Origin of the sequence: Plantactinospora sp. BB1, assembly GCF_003030385.1 — a bacterium.
GTDB lineage: Bacteria > Actinomycetota > Actinomycetes > Mycobacteriales > Micromonosporaceae > Plantactinospora.
In genome coordinates, this window is sequence record NZ_CP028159.1 from 7,746,799 (window position 1) to 7,768,472 (window position 21,674).

Consider the following 21,674-nt stretch of genomic DNA (forward strand, 5'->3'; position numbering starts at 1 on the left):
CACTTCGCCCGGCTCGTCGCACGCGCCGACCCGCCACCGATCCGTCCCCAGTATGATTACAGAGAGTAGCGACACCACATGACAGCCAGACGGCACCCAGGGTCCACCCAGGACGAGCAACAAAAACGCCTGACCGCGTTCCCGCAGGTCAGGCGCTTTTGATCTTGCGCGCCCGAAGGGATTCGAACCCCTAACCTTCTGATCCGTAGTCAGATGCTCTATCCGTTGAGCTACGGGCGCAGGTGCCGGGTCAGTCTACACACCGACCTAAGCGCGGAGACTCCGGGATTCGAACCCGGGAGGGGCTTTAAGACCCCAACCGCATTAGCAGTGCGGCGCCATAGACCAGACTAGGCGAAGTCTCCCCGTGGTCTCACCAGACCACGTCGGTCGAGGATACAGGGCGGCCACCCGGCGGAGCAAAACGACTTCCCGGGTACGCCCGGCCCGCGTCGGCCCCGCCCGCCAGACCGACGTTACGACCTCCGCCGATTCCTGTTCGGTGCCAATCCGCCACCGAGACTAGGCTCACATGGTATGGAGGAGCAGCCGCCCACCGAGCCGTCGCGACGCCGCCCGGAGCCGAGGTCCACGCGCCGCTCCGGCCCGACCAAGGCCACCTTCACCCCTGCTCCGGACCCGGAGACCGCCACGGAGGCGGAGACGGGCGACCGGCCCCCGACGCCGCCCCGCCCCCGCACCCGCAAGACGCCTCCGACGGTGCTCTTCCAGCCGCCTCCCGAAGTCGAGCCACCGACGTCCGGGCGACCGCCCACCCGACCCGCCCGGGCTGCGGAAAGCCCCGCTCAAACGTCGGGAAGTCCCGCTCAGGCGCCGGGAAGTCCCGTGCGAGCGTCGGAAACACCCGCGCAGTCGGGTCCCGCCGCACCGCCCTCGGCCGGACGACGGGCCTACCGGGTTCCGTCGGCCACGGTGCCACCGCCGACCCACCCGCAACCCACCGACCCGGCTCCGGCTCCGGCTCCGGCTCCGGCTCCGGCTCCGGCTCCGGCTCCGGCTCCGGCTCCGGCTCCGGCTGAAGGATCCGGCGCGGAGGCCACGGACGGAAGAGCCGTCCCGGCACCCGAGCATGCCGCCACCGCAGGCAGGGACACCACCGTCGACGGGGAGACCACGGCCGACGCCGGCCCGCAGGGCGGCACCGCGAGGGCAACCGCCGCGTCCAGGGCCGCCACCAGGAAGACGGCCGGGACCAAGGCCACCGCCCAGAAGATCGGCACGGCGAAGAAGGCAACCGCCAAGAAGGCCAGCACCGCCAAGAAGGCCGCCGCCGCGAGCGAGACACCCGCCAAGAAGACCGCCGCAGTGAGCAAGGCACCCGCGAAGAAGGCCGCCGCCGTGACGAAGGCCACGGCGAAGAAGGCCCGTACCGCGAAGAAGCCCACAGCCGAGGAAGCCGCCGCAACGCCGTCGCCCGAGCCCGCCACGACGGACCCCGGTGGGAGTACGAGTACCAGTACACCGGTACTTGCCGCCGCCACCGCGCCACCGACGACGACGGCACCGCCCCCCGCCACCGACGCCGTCGACCCCTCCGTGAACAGAATCCCGACTCCCGAGCCGACCGGCATCGGTACGTCACAGCCGGGTGGCGCGCCCAACGAAACCGCCCCGGCCGATCGGGCGGCTTCGGGGCGTACTCCTGGGCGGGAGGGTCGCCCCTCGACGGTCCGGCAGCTTCTCGACCATCCGGGGTACGCACCCGAGCTGCTCGCCCTGGCCGCCGTACGCGGACTGGGCCCGGAGGCTCGCGGGTGGGCGGAGTGGGTCCGGGCCACGTACCCGGGTGCCACAGCCGACGGCCTGGTCCGGCTGGCCACCCGGCGGTACGTCCGGCTCGCCGCCACCGGCGCCGCCCTCTCCACGGTGACCGGGCTGCTGGCGCCGCTCGCCGAGCTGGCCGCCGTCACCTGGGCGCAGGCCGGCCTGGTGCTGCACCTGGCCGCCGCCCACGGCCATGATCCGACCGGGCCGGAGCGGGCCGCCGACGTGCTGGTGCTGACCCGGGTCCACCCGGACCTGGCCAGTGCCCGGGCCGCGCTGGCGGCCGCCGAAGCCGCGATCGCGGAGGGCGGCCACGACCCAGACCGAGCCACAGCGGCCACCCCACCCGCAACGGACAACACCCTGCCCACGACCGACGACGCCTCAAACGAGGACGAGGAGGACGCCGACGCCGACGTCGACGCCGAGCTGGGTCGGCTGGTCGAGGCGGGCTGGCGGCTGGGGGCGCCGATCGTCGCCCGGACCGCGAACTGGCTTGTGCTGCGGCTGGCCGTACGGCGACTGCCCGGGGCGATGACGCTGGCCGCCGCGATGCTCGGTTCCGCCGACACCGAACGGCTCGCCGCCCGGGCCGTCGGGTACTACCGCTCGGAAGCGGGCCGGTCGGATCTGGCCGTACGTCCGGCGGTGGCCGTCGGGAACGAACAGGCCGCCTACAACCAGTCGAACCATTCCCGGGGCAGCAGCGCGTAGCCGACGAAGGCGACCACGTCCAGCAGGGTGTGCGCCACCACCAGTGGCAGCACCCGCTTGGTACGCAGGAAGAACAGCGCGAAGAGCACTCCCATGACGGCGTTGCCGACGAACGCCCCGAAGCCCTGGTAGAGGTGGTAGGAGCCGCGTAGCAGCGCGCTGGTGGCGATGACGGCGCCGACCCGCCACCCGAGGTCCCGGAGCCGGGTCATCAGGTAGCCGACCACGACGACCTCTTCGAGGATCGCGTTCTGCGCGGCCGAGAGGACGAGCACCGGGACCGCCCACCACAGGTCCGGCAGGCTCGCCGGGACGACACTCGCGTTGACGCCGAGATGCGCGGCGATCCAGAAGAGGCCGAGCCCGGGCAGGCCGATCGCGGCGGCCAGCGCCGCGCCCCAGGCGAGGTCCGGACCGGGCCGGCGCCCGTCCAGGCCGAGTACCTCCCGGGCACCGCCCCGACGCTGCCCGGGCAGCGCGTCCGGGGCGAGCAGCCCGTCGCGGTCCAGGGTCCGGTCCCGGTTCAACAGGTGTACGGCGAGCAGCACCGGCACGAGGGCGAAGAAGATCCCGAGGAGCTGGTACGTGAGGTCGAGCCAGGGCCGCGCCGACTGCGAGGCGTTCAGCGTGGCGGTCTGCTGGGACAGCGGCCGGTCGGCGGTGAGCCGGGCGATGATCGTCACCGCCGAGTAGACCGCTGACTGTCCCAGGGACAGCCCGAGCACGAGGAGCACCTCGGTGCCGAGTACGCGGCGGGAGAGCGGGCGGGCGAGATCAACCGTCACCCGACAACTGTGCCCGATCGGGGATCACATTTCCGGCCGGTTCGCAGCCATTCCGGTGCCGACCGGAGTCGGTTCTCCGACAACGGCCGATCGATCGTCAATCGCACACTCTGTGCGACCGACACTGACTCACGGTATTCATTCTTATCCGCGCAGTGGCCCCGACCGAGAAGGTGTCATGGACAACCTCGCGCAGCTGTTGAAGGAGAGCTGGACCCTCGTCGAAGACCGACGGGACAAGATCGGGGGATACTTCTACGCCCGGATGTTCCTGTCCGACCCCGCCCTGCGCACATTGTTTCCGGTGCAGATGAGCGGCCAGCGGGACCGCCTGCTGGAGGCGATCGTGACCGCCGTCCAGACCATCGACGACCCGGAGAACTTCGACGACTATCTCCGGTCGCTCGGTCGTGACCACCGCAAATACCACGTCCGGCCGGCGCACTACGACACCATGGGCACCGCGCTGCTGGCCGCGTTGGCGGAGGTCGCGGGTGAGCAGTGGACCGTCGAGTACGACCAGGCGTGGCGGGACGCCTACCGGGTGATCGCCGAGCGCATGCAGGCCGGCGCGGCCGACGACCCGAACCCGCCGTTCTGGCACGCGGAGGTGGTCGGCCACGAGCGCCGGGGCAGCGACGTCGCCGTACTGACCTGTCGGGCGCTCCAGCACCCGCTGCCCTACCGGGCCGGGCAGTACGTCAGCGTCGAGGTGCCGCGGTACCAGCCGCGCCTGTGGCGGACGTACTCGATCGCCAACGCCCCCCGTCCGGACAACACGCTCGAGTTCCACGTCCGGGCGGTCGGTGCCGGGTGGGTCTCCAGTGCCCTGGTACGCCGGGTCAAGGTCGGTGACCTGCTGCGGGTGGCCGCCCCGATGGGCGGGATGACGCTGGACCGGGCCTCCACCCGGGACGTGCTCTGCGTGGCCGGCGGCGTCGGTCTCGCCCCGATCAAGGCGCTCGCCGAGGAACTGGCCGGATACAACCGCACCCGGTGGATGCACGTCTTCGTCGGCGCGACCAACCGGGACGAGCTGTACGGGCTGACGGAGCTGCACCAACTCGCCGCCGCGCACCCCTGGCTGTCGGTCATCCCGGTGTGCAGCGCCGATCCCGGCTTCGACGGCGAGCGGGGCGAGATCACCGACGTCTTCGCCCGGTACGGCCCGTGGACCACCCACGACTGCTACGTCTCCGGATCGGCCACCCTGGTCCGGTCCGCGCTCCGCGCGCTCGCCGCCGACGACGTGCCCCCGGAGAACATCCGGTACGACGCATTCGGCGACCTCTAGACACCCTCCCTCTCCCCCCAAAGCCGGGTCTCCGTGCCCTCCTCTCCGTAGGGCACGGAGACCCGGCCCCCGTTTCGGGGGCTGCCGCCGGGCGGGGTCAGTAGCGCCAGGGGTTGCCGGTGTCCCGGTATTCCTCGATCGGCACCAGCGGGACCTCCGGGTCCATCCGGTCGACGTAGAGCCGGCCCTCCAGGTGGTCGATCTCGTGCGCGACCAGTCGGGCCATGGCGAGTTCGAACGACGTGATCATGCGCCCGCCGTCCCAGCGCGCGTGCTCGACGTCGAGCCGCAGCGGCCGGGCGACCAGGCCACGGAGGTCGAAGAGGGAGAGGCAGCCCTCGTACTGCTCGTCGGTCTCCAGGGCGGCGTCAACCACCCGGGGGTTGAGCAGTACCACCGGTTCGGCGTCCCGGTCCGGTGGGCGTACCACGGCGGCGGCCCAGGGCAGCCCGATCTGCGGGGCGGCTAGCCCGACCCCCTTGCTGAACGGGTGCAGCTCGTCGAGGCGTTCCAGGGCGGCCCGGAGCCGGGCCACCACGTCCCGGGCGTTGGCGTCGTCCCGGGGCAGGTCGAAGTGCCGGGCCGGCTGGCGGAGCAGGTCCGCGCCGAGCTGCACGATGCCGGCGGCCCGCATCCGGTCGCTGGCCCGGCCCTCCGCCGATTCGGCCGGCGGGGTCGCGGGGGTGGCCGGCTGGGCCCGGTAGCGCCACTCCAGGCGGTAGCGGGCGTTCAGCGGCGGGTCGTCGGTCGACCACTCGAAGAGGGCCCGGCCGCCCTCGTCGTGCCGGACCAGTGGCGTACGCAGCGGCCCCTCCTCGGCCGAGAGCGACGTCTCCACGCCCCAGACCTGCGGGTCGAGGTCGAGCGGCAGGTCGAGCCGGAGCGCGAGCCGGCGGGTGGGCAGCCGTACGGCGCGCTGAAACCACTGCCCCCACTTGTCCTGGTTGACCCGGTAGGAGTATTCGGTGGTCACCCGCTCGCCCGGGTACAGCGGAAACCGGCCGTCGCCGTTCTCGAAGAGCAGCCAGACCTCCTTGAACGCGTCCCGGTCGTGCTTCTTGCGCCACTCCATCGGCTCGCGGCTGCCCTGGTCGTCGCAGAACGCCTGGAGGTCCAGCTCGGCGAAGGTCAGCGGGTTCTCCCGGTGGTGCCGGTTGGACCGGGCCGGGTCGTTCGGATAGCGGTCCACGGCTATCCGCACCAGGTAGCGGGTCACCGGCTCCGTACCGGCGTTGTAGAGCGCCCGGCGGATCACGCAGCGGTACGCGCCCTCGTGGTAGGCGAGCGTCGCGGTCTCCTGCTCCACGATCAGGCCGGTGCCGGGCGGCATCCACTGCTCGGGTACGGGCGGATCGCGGTGCGCGACCGCGCTGGAGCGGGCCTGCCGCAGCTCGTCGTACTCCTGGAAGCGCTGCCAGATCGCTCCGGCGGCACCGAGTACGGCCTCCGCGCGCCGGGCGAAGTCCTCGGTCGGCCGGTGCCGCCGACCCTCGACATGGCTGACGTAGGAAGGGTCGAACCCCATCCGGGCCGCGAGCTGTTTCTTAGTCATGCCCCGCTCGACCCGCCGACGGGAAAGCTCGGCCGCGAACGAGTCGGCAGCCCGCTCGATTGGCGTGGTCATCAGGTTCCTCTGGCCGGGAATCTCAGTTTGCTGGCCGAGCCGGCCAGTCTGACAGAACTGGCGCGTTAACGACAATGGCTTGACATTCCGGTCTCCGTGGATGATCCTCCCTCACCCACCCGTGGCGTACCGGTCAGATCTTCGACGTGTCGGGGCGAACATGGCGGGTCGGGATGCGCGGGTCCCCAACTCTGGTTAGCCTTGCCTTAGTAAGCTATGGTGACGGTCGGTGTCAGACATGGGGGGTTGATCCAGGTGTTCCCGAGGCAGACCAGTCCGGTTGCGGCCGTCGTGCCGGGCGCCTGCCCGTCGGCCGGAACGCCACGAAACGGCAACCCAGCGTGACCATCCTGATCGGCGACCGCGCCGCCGCACCACTGGCTCCGGTCACCGCGACCCTGCGGGCCGCCTTCGGCACCGACGAGCTGCCCGGCCTCGCGACCGGCCTGCTGGTCTCCGACGAGACCGGCTGGGCTCCGGCCACCGAACTCGTCGACGGCACCCGGCTGCCCGAGCTGCTGGCCGTCACCCGGCAGCGCTGGGGCGCCACCTCGCACGCCGCCGCCGCACTCGCCTGGAAGTCCTACACCTACTGGCTCCTGCTGCCCGTGGTGCTCGGCTGGGCCTCCGCACGCCGGGTGCCGCTGCTGCGCCCCTCCGACGTGCTGGTCCGGTTCGAGGAGAACCGGCCGCTGCTCACGCTCGGCATGCGCCGCAGTACCGAGATCGCGGTGCTCCCCTCGGACCCGCTGGCCCTGCACGGCCTGCCCGAGGTACGGGTGGTGCTCGGCGAGGCCGAGCTGCTCGCCGCGCTGCGCGCCTCCCTGCTCGACGCGCACCTGACCCCGATGCTCGACTCGCTGCACCAGCAGGTCCGGGTCGGCGCCCGGACGCTGCTCGGCTCGGTCGCCTCCGGCGTGGCGCACGGCGTGCTCCGGGCCGCCGACGCGCTGCCCGGCGGCTCGGCCGAGACGATCGGGGCGCTGCTGGAGACCCTGGGCGTGGCCGACCTGGTCGACTTGGTGCCCGGTCCGACCGGCGAGCTGACCGTGCAGCGCAAGACCTGCTGCCTGGCCTTCACCCTGCCACAGCCGAAGGTCTGCGCCGGCTGCTGCATCCGCACCCCCTGAGCCCCGCCCGTCCGCGCTCGCACCGGCCCGCCGTCGTCCGCGCCCGCACCGGCCCCGCGCCGTCGCATCGACGATCCGAGCGTCACCGCCGGATTCCGGAGCGTGGCGGACGGCCAGGAGATCGACACTGGACTGTTATCCCCGCGTCACGTCCGCCCAACGTCCTGGGGCTATGTTCGGGTGGTCTGTAACGAAAACGCCCCCGAACTGGTCACAACCGATGCCTGAAGTCACGAGTTCGGCTCGCACGAGTGCCCCAATTTCCCTACGGTCGTCGTAGATGGTTCACTCTGTCGGTCCAGTGCAGGTCGAGTCAGAGCGTGAGGGATCTACGCATGGCAGAAATAACTGGAGATCAACGCATTCAGGAAGAGGTGCTCGAGGGCCTCGCCACCGCCGTCAACCACCGACGCTGGTTCGTCGAGCTGGCCCTGCCCTACCTGGGCAACAACCCGATCGAGATCGGCAGCGGGCTGGGCGACTACGCCATCGAGTGGGCGCCGTTCCTGGAGCGCTTCACCGCGACCGAGGCTGATCCGGACCGGCTGGTCGCGCTGAAGGAGCGCCTCGCCAGCGAACCGACCATCGAGGTGCGGCAGATGCTGCTGCCCAACACCGAGCAGGGCGACTACAGCGCCGCCGTCTCCTACAACGTCCTGGAGCACATCGAGGACCACGTCGGTGCGCTGCGGAGCATGCGCAACCTGGTCCGGCCCGGCGGGGCGATCGTGCTGATCGTGCCGGCCTTCCAGTTCGCGATGAGCCCGGCCGACATCGCCACCGGGCACGTCCGGCGCTACACCAAGAAGACCATGCGGGCCGCGCTCGAAGAGGCGGGCCTGGAGGTCGAGACGCTGCACTACGCCAACGCGCTGGGCCTGATCGGCTACTACATGGCGACCAGCGTCTTCCGGCTGATGCCGAAGGAAGGGCCGATGGTCAAGGTGTACGACAGCCTCGTGCTGCCGGTGACCAAGGCCGCCGAGCGGGTGGTCCGGCCGCCGTTCGGTCAGTCGGTCTTCGCGGTAGCCCGAGTGCCCGCCTGACGCCACCGCGGGCCACGGGCCGGCATCGGCTCGAATCGCCGGATGCCGGCCCCGTCGCCAGCCTCAGCCCTTGACCTGGTACGTCGGCCGGATCACCGCCCGCGCCAGGGTGTGGAAGGTCAGGTTGAACCCGACGTACGCGGGGCTCGCCTCCGGGGTGAGGTCGAGCTTCTCCACGTCCAGGGCGTGCACGGCGAAGACGTACCGGTGCGGGCGGTCTCCGGCCGGCGGCGCGGAACCGCCGTACGTCTGCTCGCCGTAGTCGTTGCGCACGCTGAACGCCCCCTGGACGCCCGCCGACGACTCCCGCCCGGCCCCCCTGGGCAGCTCGGTCACCTCGGCCGGCACGTTGACCAGCACCCAGTGCCAGAATCCGCTGCCGGTGGGCGCGTCGGGGTCGTAGCAGGTGACCGTGAAGCTTTTGGTCTCGGCGGGGAAGCCCGTCCAGGCGAGCTGCGGCGAGAGGTTCCCGCCGCCGACGCTCGGGTGGGCGAACTCGGCCGCCATCGGCTCGCCGTTCTGGACGTCGTTACTGGTCAACGTGAATGCCGGAACGCTCGGCAGCATCTCGTACGGGTCGGGTGGAACGGGTCGGTCGAGAGTCATCGCGATGTCCTTTCCGCACAGCGGGTGGCTCGGGCCGGGCAACCGGCGCCGTGCCCTTTCTACCCGTTCGACGGGTAACCACCCGCGCGGACCTCACCGGGCCGGTACGCCGACCGCCGGTGCCGCCGCTACGACTCGGCGTCCTGCGGCACCGCGTCGGCGGCGATCCGCAGCGCGGTGGCGGTGATCCCGGGCGGGGGTACCGCCGCGCGGCGGTGGATCTCGACCACCATCGGGCGGCGCGGCTCCTCGACCCGGGCCAGATAACCGCGTGCCGCCGCCAGCGCCTCACAGTGCAGGACCCCGCAGATCCGGCAGATCCCCTCGGCGTCCGAGGCGTGGTCGGCGACGATCCGCCGGGCCACCAGGATCAGTCGGTTCCGCACCTGCACCGGGGTGAGCCGCAGCTCCATGGCGCCCTCGCTTCACTCCGTACGCCCACCCGGGCGTGACTGTCGCCAGCGGCCCCGTACCGCCGATTTCCGCAGAAGTTGTGCACGCAGAATCACCGCGCGATTACTACGCGTAGAGCGTAGGGGTACGCCCCGCGTAGCCGTCAACAGAGTGTGGGACATCTCCCAGGTAGCGGACCAGACCCCGCACGGACAGATCCACAGCGGCAAACACGGAGACACTGGTGGGGAGTCTCTCCGCCGCCGAGTGTGTACCGTCCGAAGTGGTGTCCCCGCAGGTCAGGCCCGAGCCACCACCCACCCAGCTCCAACCTGGGACGGTCCCCATGTACGACGTCGACCCGTACTTCGCCCCGCTTCTCCGCCGACTGCGGCAGGAGCGAGGGCTCTCGGTCGGCGCCCTCGCCCAACTCGTGGACGCGACCGACGTCAGCGCCGAGGTGCTCAGCGCCGTCGAGTTGGCCGTCGATGACCTGGCGAGCGCGTACGCGACCAGTCCGCCAGGCGAGCTGCTCGACCCGATCCGGCAACAGCTCGCCCGGATCGGCCGGCTGCTCGACGCCCGGGCGACGCTCGACCAGCGCAGACGCCTACTGGTCGCCGGTGGGTGGCTCAGTCTCCTGCGGGCAACCGTGCACATCGATCTGCGCCACCGCGCCGCCGCAACCGCGCACCTGGCGATCGCCGAGCAGTTGGCACAGCAGACCGAGCACCGGGAGATCCAGGCGTGGTGCCTGGAGACGGTGGCGTGGGACGTGCTCACCGCAGGCGACTACCGACGGGCGCTCAACCTGTCTCGCCAGGCTCAGGAGGTGGCGCCGCGCGACAGTTCGGCGTACATCCAGGCGACCGCGCAGGAAGGCCGGGCATGGGCCCGGATCGGCGACCAGCGGGAGACGCGCCGCACGTTGTCCCGACTGTCCCGGCTGGTGTCCCCGCTGCCGGTGCCGGACCGGCCCGAGCACCACTACCGGTACGACCCGGCGAAGGCGCTCTCGTACACCGCGACGACGCTCGCCTGGGCCGGTGAACCGGCTGCCGAGGACTACGCCCGAGCGGCGGTCGCGGAACTGAACGGATCTGCCCGGCCCCGGCGCACCGCGTCGGCGCGGCTGGACCTTGGCCTGGCGCTGGTCGCTGCCGGGAAGCCAGACGAGGCCAGCGTCACGGCTCAGGCGGCGATCACGTCCGGCCGGGTGGTGGCGTCGAACTGGTGGCGGGCGTCCGAGGTGGTTGCGAGCGTCGAGGCGACCGGCATCAGCGAAGCCCGGGACCTGCGTGACGCGTACGAGGCGTACCGGCCGATGCCGGAGTAGCGGAGAGCGCGGCGTCGCAGCGGACGCCGGGCTACTGGACCGCTCCCGCCGTAGTCGCGGTTCGGCTATCGGGATGGTGTGACGGAACAGGGACGATGGCGTGTACCTGCCTGAATGTCTGTCACGTCGCGCGGAGGGCGTGGGATTCGAACCCACGAAGAGGATCACTCCCCTTACCGGTTTTCAAGACCAGCGCCATCGGCCACTAGGCGAGCCCTCCGGGGCCGTGGTCGTCGATCCAACGGCGGTCACGGCCGTGCCTAGTGTGCCATGACCGGCCGCCGGCCGGGCGTACCAGCCCGGGGACCGCCGACGGATCGACGGGCACAGCGGCTGAGAGCCATGGGACCACCGGAACGATCACGGGATCGCGGGTCGAGTCTTGGGGCGGGAGCGAGATCGGGTAAGACTGGAGCGATGAAGGCGATCACGATTCCCGAGCCGGGTGGACCCGACGCGTTGGTCTGGGCCGACGTGCCCGAGCCGACCCCCGGGCCGGACGAGGTGACGCTCGACATCCGGGCGAGTGCGGTCAACCGGGCGGATCTGCTGCAACGCCAGGGGCACTATCCGCCGCCGCCGGATGCTCCGCCGTACCCGGGTCTGGAGTGCGCGGGCGTGGTCAGCGCGGTCGGCGCCGAGGTGACCGGCTGGAGCGTCGGCGATCCCGCCTGCGCGCTGCTCAGCGGCGGAGGCTACGCCGAGCGGGTGGCGGTGCCGGCCGGGCAGCTCCTGCCGGTACCGGAGGGGGTCGACCTGGCCGACGCGGCGGCGCTGCCCGAGGTCGCCTGCACGGTCTGGTCCAACGTGGTGCAACTGGCCCGGCTCGGCATCGGGGAGACGCTGCTCGTGCACGGCGGCGGCAGCGGCATCGGCACCTTCGCGATCCAGCTCGGCGCGGCTCTCGGCGCCACCGTGCTGGCCACGGCCCGGGGCGGCAAGCACGACCAGCTCCGCGAGCTGGGCGCCAGCGGTCTGGTCGACTACGCGGAGGAGGACTTCGTCGAGGCGACGAAGCGGCTCACCGACGGCCGGGGCGCCGACGTGATCCTGGACATCATGGGCGCCTCCTACCTAGGGCGTAACGTCAAGGCGCTGGCCACCGGCGGTCGGATCGTGGTGATCGGCCTACAGGGCGGCCGCAAGGGCGAGCTGGACCTGGCGGCGCTGCTGGCCAAGCGGGGTTCGGTGGCGGCGACCGCGCTGCGCTCCCGGCCCGCCGCCGAGAAGGCCGCGATCGTCCGGGGCGTACGCGAGGAGGTCTGGCCGCTGATCGAGTCGGGCTCGGTCCGCCCGGTGATCTACCGCCGGCTGCCGATGTCCGAGGCGGCCGAGGCGCACCGGGTCGTGGAGTCCAGCGACCACGTCGGCAAGGTGCTGCTCACGGTCGACTGAATCACAATCACCCGGTCCCGTCGGCCGAGCCCGGCTCCAGAAGCGGGGACGGGGGCGGGGGCGGCTCCGGGTGCACCACGGCAGGTGGCGGGGCGGGCAGCATCCTGCGCGGGCCGGTGCCCTGGGCGGCCAGTTCGTCGCCGGGGTTGTAGAGGTTGCAGCTGCGCAGCGACAGGCAGCCGCAGCCGATGCAGTTGCTCAGGTCGTCGCGGAGCCGGGTCATCAGCTCGATCTTCTCGTCCAGCCGTCGACGCCAGCGCGCGGAGAGCCGCGCCCAGTCGGCCTTGGTCGGGGTACGCCCGTCCGGCAGCTCGGCGAGCGCCTCCCGGATGTCCTCCAGTGAGACGCCGAGCTGTTGCGAGATCCGGATGAACGACACCCGGCGCAGTTCGGCCCGGTCGAAGCGTCGCTGGTTGCCTCCGGTACGCCGGGCCCGGATCAGCCCGAGCCGCTCGTAGTAGCGCAGCGCCGAGGTCGCCACGCCGGAGCGGGCGGCCAGTTCCCCGATGGTCAGGCCCTCCTGACGCACGTCGATCCTCCCCTGCCCTGAAGGGCTTGAGTTGAAGCGCACTTCAACTTGCAGGGTAGAGGCATGACGACCACAGCCACCCCGCCGGGGCGTACCCGCCGATCCGCGCCGCAGCCACGGCGCTCCGAACTTCCGGCCGAACTCTGGCCGCTGCTACGCCGGCTGACCGGCGACGAGAAACACGCGCCCAGTGCACATTCGACCCTCGACGTGCTCTGGGTGCTCTACGACCGGGTCCTGCGGGTCTCCCCGGCGACCGCCGACGAGCCCGACCGGGACCGCTTCCTGCTCTCCAAGGGGCACGGGCCGGCCGCCTACTACGCGGTACTCGCCGCCAAGGGTTTCATCCCGGAGCACTGGCTCGACGACCTGGCCGGCCCGGAGAGCCGGCTCGGCCACCACCCGGACCGGGTACTGGTCCCCGGGGTCGAGATCGGCACCGGCTCGCTCGGCCACGGCCTCGGGCTGGGCGTCGGCACCGCGCTCGGGCTGCGCGCCCAGGGCCTGGACCGACCCCGGGTGTACGTCCTGCTCGGCGACGCCGAACTCGACGAGGGGTCGAACCACGAGGCGATGGCGTACGCCGGGGCGACCGGCCTCGGCACGCTCACCGCGATCGTGATCGACAACCAGTCCGCCAGCCACGGCTGGCCGGGCGGGATCGCCAGCCGGTTCACCGTGCACGGCTGGACCGCCAGCACCGTCGACGGCCGCGACCACGACGCGATCGAGAGCGCCATCACCACCGCCCGACCGGATCGGCCGCACGTGGTCGTCGCGGTCGTCGAGCCCAAGGAGTGACCGACGATGCGGGACACCTTCATCGACACCGCCACCGCGCTGCTGGACGACGATCCGCGTACCGCCGTCGTGCTCGCCGACATCTCGGCGTCGAGTTTCGCGCCCGCCGCCCGGACGCACCCGGATCGGGTACTCAACGTCGGCATCCGGGAGCAGTTGATGGTCGGCGTGGCCGGCGGGCTCGCCCTGACCGGGCTGCGCCCGATCGTGCACTCGTACGCCACCTTCGCCGTCGACCGGGTGTACGAGCAGCTCAAGCTCGACCTCGACCACCAGGGGGTGGGTGCGGTGGTGGTCAGCGTCGGCGCGTCGTACGACGGGGCGAGCATGGGCCGCACGCACATGTCCCCGGGCGACGTGGCCCTGCTGGACACCCTCACCGACTGGACGGTGCACGTGCCCGGGCATCCGGCCGAGGTGCCCGGGCTGCTCCGGGCCGCCGCCCGGCACGACGACCGGGTCTATCTGCGGCTCTCGACCCAGGTCAACGAGGCGCCGCTGCCCGGGGCGGGACGGCTGACGGTGCTTCGCCGGGGCTCGGCCGGCTCCGCCCTGGTGGTGGCGGTCGGCCCGATGCTCCGGCCGGTGCTGGCGGCGGTCGCCGGGCTGGACGTGACGGTCGCGTACACCCACACCCCGCGCCCGTTCGACGTGGTCGGGCTCCGGGAACTGGCCGGTACCGCCACCTCGGCCGGCGCCGCCCCGGCGGTGGTACTGGTGGAGCCGTACCTGGCCGGCACGTCGAGCGCGCTGCTCGGCGCGGCGCTGGCCGGGGTACCGCACCGGTCGCTCTCGCTCGGCGTGGGCCGCTCCGACCTGCGGCGGTACGGCGAGCCGGCGGATCACGCCCGGTGGCACGGCCTCGACCCGGCGGGCCTGCGCCGGTCGATCGTCGAGTTCCTGGACTGACCACCCGCCACGGGCCGCGCCCCTGACCCGTCCCCGGGTCGGGGGTGGGGCCGGGCGGCCGGTCAGCGCCGGCCGGCGCGCTCCCGCCGGCGGGTACGTTCCCGGCCGAGGATCAGCAGCGCCTCGACGCCGTCCTTCCAGGTGATCTTCTTGCCCTCTTCCCGGTTGCGGGCCCGGTAGCTGATCGGCACCTCGTAGGGGCGGATCCGGCGGCGCAGCAGCTTGCCGGTCACCTCCGCCTCCATCCCGAAGCCCCGGGAGCGGACGTCCAGCGAGCGGTAGAGCGCGACCGGCATCAGCTTGAAGCAGGTCTCCAGGTCGCCGATGTAGGAGTTGAAGAGCACGTTCGCGGCGGTGGTGACGGCCTTGTTGCCCATCACGTACCAGAAGCTGTAGGCGCTGTGGCTGCCGAAGGTCCGATTTCCGTAGACCACCGTGGCCCGGCCGTCCAGCACCGGGGCGAGCAACTTCGGGATGTCCTGCGGGTCGTACTCCAGGTCGGCGTCGAGGATCACCATGTACTCGCCCTCGGCGTTGTCCACCGCCGTCCGGATCGCCGCACCCTTGCCGGCGTTGCGGGGATGGGTGATCACCCGGAGCCGGGTGTCGTCGGCCCGGTCGAGGATCTCTCCGGTACCATCTCGGCTACCGTCATCGACCACGACGAGTTCGATCTCGCACGGATAGTCGACCGCGAGGGCCTGCTTGAGGGCGTCCGCGATGCGTTCTTCCTCGTTGTAGACCGGCATGAGGATCGAGAGCTTCACGGGAGTCTCCACGGTGCCGACGACAAATCGGCCCTAGCCTAGCCTGATTACCGGCCTGGGCCATGCCTGGCATCCGCTCCGGGCCTCGCCGGTCAGGTCCGTTCGGCGGGATCGGCGTGGGCCGGCGGCGGGGTCGCCCGGGCCGCCGGCGGGACCGCAGTAAGGGGCGCCGACCCCTGCGACCGGTGACCGGTCCAGGGTCCGGCCGGTAGCCAGACGGTGAACCGGGCACCACCCTCCGGCGCGTGCCCGGCGGTGATCCGGCCGCCCAGCCGGCGCACCAGACCGGCGGCCAGGGCCAGCCCGAGACCAGTGCCGACCTTGCGTACCCCCTGGTAGCGCTGGCGCAGCGCGCCGCGTTCGAAGGCCACCGCGAGATCGTCGTCGGTCAGTCCCGGCCCGCCGTCCCGGACCTCCAGCACCCCACCCGGCGCTTCGGCCGGCCCCGCCGGGCGTACCGCGAGCACGATCGCCGCGCCCGGCGGTACGACCCGGAGCGCGTTCTCCAGCAGCCCGTCCACGACCTGCCGAATCCGGCCCGGATCGGTGTGCACCGAGGTCGGCCCGGCCGGCACCTCGGCCCGGAGTACGACGCCGAGCGCGGCACAGCGGGCGCTCCACACCTGCGCCGCATCGGCGGTCAACTGGTTGAGGTCCACCGGCACCGGCTCCAGGGCGAAGTCCGCCGCCTCCAGCCGGGCCAGCGACAGCAGGTCGCCGATCAGCCGGTCGAGGTGTTCGGCCTCGGTCAGCATGGTCTGCCCGGCCCGCTGGGCACCCTCCGGGCCGACCACCCCGTCGGCCAGCGCCTCCGCATAGCCCCGGATCGCGGTCAGCGGGGTGCGTAGCTCGTGTGAGACGGAGAGCAGGAACTCCCGCTGCCGCCCCTCGCTCTGGGCCAGCGCGGCGGCCAGCTCGTTGAGCGCGTACGCCAGGTCGGCGGCCTCCTCCGGCGGCTCCACCGGCAGGCGTACCGCCCGGTCGCCGGAGCGCAGCCGGGCCGCCGCCGTGGCCGCGTGCCGGATCGGCCGGGCGAGCCGGCGGGCCAGCAGCGCCCCGGCCACCACCCCGGCGGCGAGCCCGGCGAGCAGCGGCAGCCAGAGCAGCCCGGCGACGTCGCCCCAGAGCCCGGTGGTGGCCGGCCGGGCCAGCACGACACCGTTGCCGCCGGGCAGCCAGCGCCCCTCGACCATCGCCGGCTGGCCGGCGACGGTCCGCCGCCCGGAGAAGTTCCGGCCGGCGGCGACCCGGTCGACCACCTCGGCGGGCAGGCCGGGCCGGTCGGGGTTGCCGGCCCTGATCAGGTACGCGTCGATGCCCTGGTTGCGCAGTTGCCGGACGATCCGCTCCTCGTCGGCGGCCCGGCCCCGGTCCAGCCGGTTGCGCAGCGCCTCGGCGGCGAGCCGGGCCTGGGCGGTCAGCGCCTCCCGGGCCTGCCGTTCCGCCGAGCGGGCGGCCAGCGGTACCGCGACGACGGCGGTCACCAGTACCGACACCAGGGCGACAGCACAACTGACCGCGACGGCGCGGGCGGTCAGGGTACGCCCGAAGCGGCGGGACCGGTTCCGCTCCGGCGCGCCGCCGGCCGGGTCTGCCGCCGGCCGGCCCGCCCGGGGCGTCGGGTCAGCCGGCACAGGCGTACCCGACGCCGCGATGGGTGCGGATCACGTCGGCGGCCGGGCCGAGCTTGCCGCGTACCTGCGCGACGTGCACGTCGACGGTGCGGGTGCCGGTGTGCGCGGCGTACCCCCAGACGCTGGCCAGCAGCTCCTCCCGGGTGAAGACCCGGCCCGGCCGGCCCATCAGGTGGGCGAGCAGGTCGAACTCGGTCGAGGTGAGCTGCACCGGGTCGCCGGCCACGGTGACCTGCCGGCGTACCGGATCGAGGGTGACCGGGCCGACCACCCGGGGTTGCTCGGCGGCGTCCGGCGCGCCGCCGGTGCGGCGCAGCACCGCACGGATCCGGGCGACCAGCTCGCGCGGGCTGAACGGCTTGGTCACGTAGTCGTCGGCGCCGAGTTCCAGCCCGACGATCCGGTCCACCTCGTCGTCCCGGGCGGTCAGGAAGATCACCGGCGTCCAGTCCCCGGCCGCGCGTAGCCGGCGGCAGACCTCGGTGCCGGGCAGGCCGGGCAGGGCGATGTCCAGTACGCAGGCGACCGGCCGCAGTCGGCGGGCCGCGGCGAGTCCGGCGTCGCCGTCGTGTTCGACGTGTACGCCGTAGCCGTCCCGGGTCAGATAGAGCCGGACCAGGTCGGCGATGGACCGTTCGTCCTCGACCACCAGGACGAGGCCCCGGTGCGGGGAGGTGCCGGGTTGCGCGGTGTCGACGGCCACCGGCCAATGATGTCCGATCGCCGGCCCGGTGCCCCCGCCGGCAACGTTCGGATCCGGTACGGGTCCGCCGTGGCCCGTCGGGACGCTGGTCGAGCGGCCGGCCCGGCCGGCGACCGTGGTGCTGACCGGCGGCTCAGACGGCGACGACGGGGCTCAGTCGCGGGGCGCGGGCCGGGACGGTCAGCCGGGCCGGCGGGGTCGCCGCCGCCACCGTCGGGACCGGGTGCTGGTGCGGGCTGCCGGGCACGGCCGGGCGGTCGAGGGGTACGGCGGGGTCCGCCACCCGGGACCGGGCCGCCATCTTCGGCCGGAACACCTGGCTGAACAGGGCGTCGAGCTGCCACATCTGGCTGGGCCGGTCGGCCCGGATCAGAAACCGCTCGCGTACGCCGTCGACGGCGGTCGCGGCCAGCTCGACCATCGAGGCTCGGGGGTCGGGGTTCCAGGCGACGTTGTTGAGGTGCCGCAGCTCGGTGTTGAGGTGCAGCCGCAGCCGGTGCAGCAGCCGGGTCTGCTCGGTCACCACCAGCCGGCGGGTGGTGAGCAGCAGCAGGCAGCCGTTCGCGGGCTGTTCCGGACGGGTACACCGGGTCACCAGTACCGTGACGTCGCCGGCCGGTACGCAGTTGCGCAGCACCGGCAGGTGCCGACTCACCGTCGGGCTGGCCACCCCGGTCTCGGCGGCGGCCGGCAGAAACGTTCGACAGAACACATCCACGCCTTTTCCAACGAGATCCGGCCGGGGATGACGCGGCCGAGGCATGGATGAGAATGAAATTATAGAAGTTCCACGATGGTTGCGTTGGCCATTCCGCCGCCCTCGCACATCGTCTGGAGGCCGTACCGGAGGCCGTGGTCGCGCATGTGGTGCAGCATCGTGGTCATGATCCGGGCACCGGAGCCGCCGAGCGGGTGACCGAGGGCGATCGCCCCGCCCCGGGGGTTGAGCCGGGCCGGGTCCGCCTCGGTCTCGGCCATCCAGGCGAGCGGCACCGGGGCGAACGCCTCGTTGACCTCGTACACTCCGATCTCCTCGATGCCGAGCCCGGCCCGGCGCAGCGCCCTGGCGGTGGCCGGGATGGGTGCGGTGAGCATCAGCACCGGGTCGTCGGCGGTGACCACGGCGGTGTGGATCCGGGCCAGCGGTCGCAGGCCGTTGCGCCGGGCCCACTCGGCGGTGGTCACCGCGAGCGCGGCGGCACCGTCGGAGATCTGCGAGGCGGAGCCGGCGGTGACCACCCCGTCGGCCCGGAACGGGGTTTTCAGCCCGGCCAGCCGCTCCAGGCTCGTGTCCCGGCGGATTCCCTCGTCGGCGTGCACCTTGGCACCGTCCGGTACGACCACCGGGACGATCTCCGCGGCGAAGGCACCGGCGTCCTGGGCGGCGGCCGCCTTCTCGTGACTGGCCAGCGCGTACTCGTCGAGCTGCCGTCGGGTCAGCCCCCACCGCTGGGCGATCAACTCCGCGCCGACGCCCTGGTTGAACGGCACCGGATCGTCGGCGGCGAAGCCGGGCGTGCCCCGGTAGCGGTCCCGGACCAGGTCGCCGTAGGGCAGGCCGGTGCCGGTCGAGCCGCCGGGGGCGATGCTGCTGCCCATCGGCACCCGGGTCATCGACTCCACGCCGCCGGCGACCACCAGGTCGGCCTGGCCGGAGGCGACCGCCGCCGCCGCGAAGTGCAGCGCCTGCTGGCTCGACCCGCACTGCCGGTCGAGCGTGGTGCCGGGCACCGACTCCGGCCAGCCGGCGGCGAGTACGGCGTTGCGGCCGACGTTCCAGGCCTGCTCGCCGACCTGGGAGACGCACCCCCAGATCACGTCGTCCACCTGCGCCGGGTCCAGTCCGGCACGTTCGGCGAGCGCCGTGAGCACCCGCGCCGACAGGTCGACCGGATGTACGGCGCCGAGTGCTCCGCCGCGCCGCCCGACCGGGGTGCGTACCGCACCGACGATGACCGCGTCCGCCATGTCTACTCCCCAGTAACTTGGCTACCCTCGATACTACGTCGTCGCCGGCCGCCCTCCCGAAGAGGTCCCGCCCGCCCCCGAAGAGGTCCCGCCCGGCCGCACCGGTGGCCCGGTGACCGAACCCCGGACGGTCGACCCGGCAGCGGAACCGGCGGCGGTGGCATCCTGGACGCGTGCACTCCGAACCGGACACTTCCGTACGGCACTGGCGGGTCGAGACCGCGCTGCCGGTGTGCAAGCTCGGCGTCGCCGCCCTCTTCGTGGCGCTCGGCGTCCTCTTCGCCGACGGCGACCCGGTACGCCTCGGCGCCGGACTGCTGGTCGGGGCGGTCCTGCTCGGCTGGGGCGTACGGGACCTGGTGGCACCGGTCCGGCTCGCGGTGGACCCCGGCGGGGTCACCGTGATCCAGGGCTTCGCCGGCCGGCGGCACATCCCGTGGTCGGAGATCGACCGGATCACCGTGGACACCCGGTCCCGCCTCGGACTGTCGACCGAGACGCTGGAGATCGACCGGGGCGCCTCGCTGCACCTGTTCAGCCGGTACGACCTCGGGGTCGCGCCGCGCGAGGTGGCCGAGGTGCTGCACGCCGTACGCCCGGGTGGCCCGTCCGGCGGTGGCCCGGCGTACTGAGCCGCCGGGCCGACCGGGTCAGGCGAGCAGGGCGGCGGACTGCATCAGGGTCAGCCCGGCCAGCACCAGGCCGATCAGCGCACCGCCGCCGATCTGGAAGAGCGTGCGGCGGGACCGGGGTGCGTAGGCGAGCACCACGGCCATCGCCGCGCCGGCGGTCAGCCCGCCCAGGTGGCCGGCGATGGAGATCCCGGGTACGGCGAAGGTGAAGACCAGGTTGATCACGAGGATCGGGATCACCGACGAGGTGTCCCGACCCAGCCGACGCATGATCACGAAGAGCGCGGCAAAGAGCCCGAAGATCGCGGTCGACGCGCCGACCGTCCTGGCCTGCGGCACGCTGAACAGGTATGCCGCGACGTTGCCGCCGAACCCGGCGACCAGGTAGAGCGCCAGGAACCGCAGCGGCCCGAGGGTGGCCTCCAGGGAGCGGCCCAGCACCCAGAGCGCCCACATGTTCATCAACAGGTGCAGCAGCCCGTAGTGCAGGAACATCGCGGTGAAGAGCCGGTAGTACTCACCGGCCGCGATGCCCTCCTCGACGCCGAACGGGCCGACCCGGTCCAGGCCGAGCACGGCACCCCAGTCGGTCAGCGGCGTCGCACCGCCGAGCAGGCCGCCGAAGCCGGCCCCGGCCACCGCGTCGCCGCCCCGGGCGGTGTAGATGGAGAGCAGGATCAACGCGACGTTGATCGCGATCAGCGCCTTGGTGACGTAGCCGCGGTGGCCGGCGGCACCGCCACCGAAGACGGTGCGCGCCGGCCGCTGCCCGCGGCGACCCACCGCGACGCACTCCGGGCACTGGTGCCCGACCGATGCCTCCCGCATGCAGTCCGGGCAGATCGGCCGGTCGCACCGGGTGCACCGGACGTAGGTCTCCCGGGACGGGTGGCGGTAGCAGACCGGCGTGGTCGGCGGAGACTCGCTCATGCCGGCACTCCGCGCAGCCGCGCGCCGGTATCAGACGCGTCGACGCGCAGCCGCCTGATCCGCTCGCTCATGCCGGATCCCCGCCGCGCCCGTTCATTCCCGACCTCCGCCCGCTACGAGTCATGCAGGCAAAGGTACCCGGGATCGACGTCAGCCGTCCTTACGCTCGATCTCGACGCGCTCGATGACCACATCCTGGAGCGGTCGGTCCTGGGCGCCGGTCGGGGCGTTGGCGATCGAGTCGACGACCTTCGCCGACTCCTCGTCCGCGACCTGGCCGAAGATGGTGTGCCGGTTGTTCAGGTGCGGGGTCGGCGCGACGGTGATGAAGAACTGCGACCCGTTGGTGCCCGGCCCGGCGTTCGCCATCGCCAGCAGGTAGGGCCGGTCGAACCGCAGGTCCGGGTGGAACTCGTCGGCGAAGTTGTAACCGGGACCACCCCGGCCGGTGCCGGTCGGGTCACCCATCTGGATCATGAATCCGCTGATCACCCGGTGCGAGATGGTGCCGTCGTAGTACGGCCCGCTGCCCGGCTGGCCGGTGCGCGGGTCGGTGTACTGCCGGGTTCCCTCGGCGAGTTCGACGAAGTTCCGCACCGTCTTCGGGGCGTGGTTGGGAAACAACTCCAGCCGGATCGGACCGGCGTTGGTGTGCAGGGTTGCGTAGGCGGCCTCGGCCACGGGTACTCCTCG

The 21,674-nt window shown here is 72.6% G+C and carries 20 protein-coding genes, 3 tRNA genes and 1 pseudogene; 9 read left to right on the top strand and 15 right to left on the bottom strand.

Annotation, left to right across the window (positions count from 1 at the left end; all coding sequences use genetic code 11):
- Positions 1–167: 167 nt before the first annotated feature.
- Positions 168–240 (bottom strand) — tRNA-Arg (locus C6W10_RS33970).
- A gap of 34 nt (positions 241–274) precedes the next feature.
- Positions 275–365 (bottom strand) — tRNA-Ser (locus tag C6W10_RS33975).
- 568 nt (positions 366–933) lie between these two features.
- Here C6W10_RS33975 and C6W10_RS33990 point away from each other — a divergent pair.
- Entirely contained in the window at positions 934–2,499 is a 1,566-nt protein-coding gene (locus tag C6W10_RS33990) for a hypothetical protein (RefSeq protein WP_199853792.1), read from the top strand.
- Here the strand turns inward: C6W10_RS33990 and C6W10_RS33995 are convergent.
- Positions 2,460–3,284: a CPBP family intramembrane glutamic endopeptidase gene (locus C6W10_RS33995; RefSeq protein WP_107263115.1), complete on the bottom strand. Its 825-nt coding sequence runs from the start codon at positions 3,282–3,284 to the stop codon at positions 2,460–2,462. The genes C6W10_RS33990 and C6W10_RS33995 overlap by 40 nt on opposite strands.
- Positions 3,285–3,462: 178 nt before the next feature.
- Here C6W10_RS33995 and C6W10_RS34000 point away from each other — a divergent pair, with 178 nt between their 5' ends.
- Positions 3,463–4,578: a globin domain-containing protein gene (locus C6W10_RS34000; protein WP_107263116.1), complete on the top strand. Its 1,116-nt coding sequence runs from the start codon at positions 3,463–3,465 to the stop codon at positions 4,576–4,578.
- A gap of 97 nt (positions 4,579–4,675) precedes the next feature.
- Here the strand turns inward: C6W10_RS34000 and C6W10_RS34005 are convergent, their stop codons facing one another.
- Complete coding sequence (locus C6W10_RS34005) at positions 4,676–6,202, bottom strand: peptide deformylase (RefSeq protein ID WP_369937431.1); 1,527 nt, start codon at positions 6,200–6,202, stop codon at positions 4,676–4,678.
- 350 nt (positions 6,203–6,552) lie between these two features.
- On the opposite strand from C6W10_RS34005, the gene C6W10_RS34010 reads away from it, so the two are divergent.
- Both C6W10_RS34010 and C6W10_RS34015 read left to right on the top strand, forming a co-directional pair.
- The gene (locus tag C6W10_RS34010) at positions 6,553–7,332 is read left to right on the top strand and encodes an IucA/IucC family C-terminal-domain containing protein (protein WP_107264506.1); all 780 of its coding nucleotides are present in this window, start codon (positions 6,553–6,555) and stop codon (positions 7,330–7,332) included.
- A 335-nt stretch (positions 7,333–7,667) separates the two neighbouring features.
- On the top strand, positions 7,668–8,378 hold the full coding sequence (locus C6W10_RS34015) for a class I SAM-dependent methyltransferase (RefSeq protein ID WP_101368967.1): 711 nt from the start codon (positions 7,668–7,670) through the stop codon (positions 8,376–8,378).
- A gap of 63 nt (positions 8,379–8,441) precedes the next feature.
- Here the strand turns inward: C6W10_RS34015 and C6W10_RS34020 are convergent, their stop codons facing one another.
- The gene (locus tag C6W10_RS34020; protein ID WP_107264507.1) at positions 8,442–8,984 is read right to left on the bottom strand and encodes a YbhB/YbcL family Raf kinase inhibitor-like protein; all 543 of its coding nucleotides are present in this window, start codon (positions 8,982–8,984) and stop codon (positions 8,442–8,444) included.
- 128 nt (positions 8,985–9,112) lie between these two features.
- Entirely contained in the window at positions 9,113–9,397 is a 285-nt protein-coding gene (locus C6W10_RS34025) for a hypothetical protein (RefSeq protein ID WP_107263117.1), read from the bottom strand.
- Positions 9,398–9,723: 326 nt separating this feature from the next.
- On the opposite strand from C6W10_RS34025, the gene C6W10_RS34030 reads away from it, so the two are divergent.
- Positions 9,724–10,713, top strand: a complete 990-nt coding sequence (locus C6W10_RS34030; protein ID WP_107263118.1) for a transcriptional regulator — start codon at positions 9,724–9,726, stop codon at positions 10,711–10,713.
- 131 nt (positions 10,714–10,844) lie between these two features.
- Here the strand turns inward: C6W10_RS34030 and C6W10_RS34035 are convergent.
- Positions 10,845–10,933 (bottom strand) — tRNA-Ser (locus C6W10_RS34035).
- Positions 10,934–11,130: 197 nt separating this feature from the next.
- Here C6W10_RS34035 and C6W10_RS34040 point away from each other — a divergent pair.
- Entirely contained in the window at positions 11,131–12,108 is a 978-nt protein-coding gene (locus C6W10_RS34040) for an NAD(P)H-quinone oxidoreductase (protein WP_107263119.1), read from the top strand.
- Positions 12,109–12,115: 7 nt separating this feature from the next.
- Here C6W10_RS34040 and soxR read toward each other — a convergent pair whose 3' ends face one another.
- Positions 12,116–12,637, bottom strand: coding sequence for a redox-sensitive transcriptional activator SoxR (gene soxR / locus C6W10_RS34045; protein WP_107263120.1), 522 nt, complete (start codon positions 12,635–12,637; stop codon positions 12,116–12,118).
- Between the two features lie 63 nt (positions 12,638–12,700).
- Here soxR and C6W10_RS34050 point away from each other — a divergent pair, with 63 nt between their 5' ends.
- Positions 12,701–13,438, top strand: a complete 738-nt coding sequence (locus tag C6W10_RS34050) for a transketolase (protein WP_107263121.1) — start codon at positions 12,701–12,703, stop codon at positions 13,436–13,438.
- 6 nt (positions 13,439–13,444) lie between these two features.
- Positions 13,445–14,347, top strand: a complete 903-nt coding sequence (locus C6W10_RS34055) for a transketolase family protein (protein ID WP_107263122.1) — start codon at positions 13,445–13,447, stop codon at positions 14,345–14,347.
- 62 nt (positions 14,348–14,409) lie between these two features.
- Here C6W10_RS34055 and C6W10_RS34060 read toward each other — a convergent pair whose 3' ends face one another.
- The 5 genes and pseudogenes from C6W10_RS34060 to C6W10_RS34080 form a co-directional block, all read right to left on the bottom strand.
- Positions 14,410–15,114, bottom strand: a complete 705-nt coding sequence (locus tag C6W10_RS34060) for a glycosyltransferase family 2 protein (RefSeq protein ID WP_107263123.1) — start codon at positions 15,112–15,114, stop codon at positions 14,410–14,412.
- A 194-nt stretch (positions 15,115–15,308) separates the two neighbouring features.
- Positions 15,309–16,748, bottom strand: a pseudogene (locus C6W10_RS34065) (histidine kinase dimerization/phospho-acceptor domain-containing protein); the annotation flags it as partial.
- Positions 16,738–17,451 (bottom strand): response regulator transcription factor, encoded by a 714-nt coding sequence (locus C6W10_RS34070; protein ID WP_107263125.1) that lies wholly within the window; start codon positions 17,449–17,451, stop codon positions 16,738–16,740. The gene C6W10_RS34070 and the pseudogene C6W10_RS34065, both read right to left, overlap by 11 nt.
- A 133-nt stretch (positions 17,452–17,584) precedes the next feature.
- Entirely contained in the window at positions 17,585–18,169 is a 585-nt protein-coding gene (locus tag C6W10_RS34075; RefSeq protein WP_159104869.1) for a hypothetical protein, read from the bottom strand.
- A gap of 59 nt (positions 18,170–18,228) precedes the next feature.
- Positions 18,229–19,419: an acetyl-CoA C-acyltransferase gene (locus tag C6W10_RS34080; protein WP_107263127.1), complete on the bottom strand. Its 1,191-nt coding sequence runs from the start codon at positions 19,417–19,419 to the stop codon at positions 18,229–18,231.
- 173 nt (positions 19,420–19,592) lie between these two features.
- Between C6W10_RS34080 and C6W10_RS34085 the strand changes: the two genes are divergently transcribed.
- On the top strand, positions 19,593–20,051 hold the full coding sequence (locus tag C6W10_RS34085; protein ID WP_107263128.1) for a PH domain-containing protein: 459 nt from the start codon (positions 19,593–19,595) through the stop codon (positions 20,049–20,051).
- A gap of 18 nt (positions 20,052–20,069) precedes the next feature.
- On the opposite strand, the gene C6W10_RS34090 is transcribed toward C6W10_RS34085, so the two are convergent.
- Entirely contained in the window at positions 20,070–20,981 is a 912-nt protein-coding gene (locus C6W10_RS34090) for a rhomboid family intramembrane serine protease (protein ID WP_107263129.1), read from the bottom strand.
- Positions 20,982–21,131: 150 nt separating this feature from the next.
- Entirely contained in the window at positions 21,132–21,662 is a 531-nt protein-coding gene (locus tag C6W10_RS34095; RefSeq protein ID WP_107263130.1) for a peptidylprolyl isomerase, read from the bottom strand.
- Between the last annotated feature and the right edge of the window lie 12 nt (positions 21,663–21,674).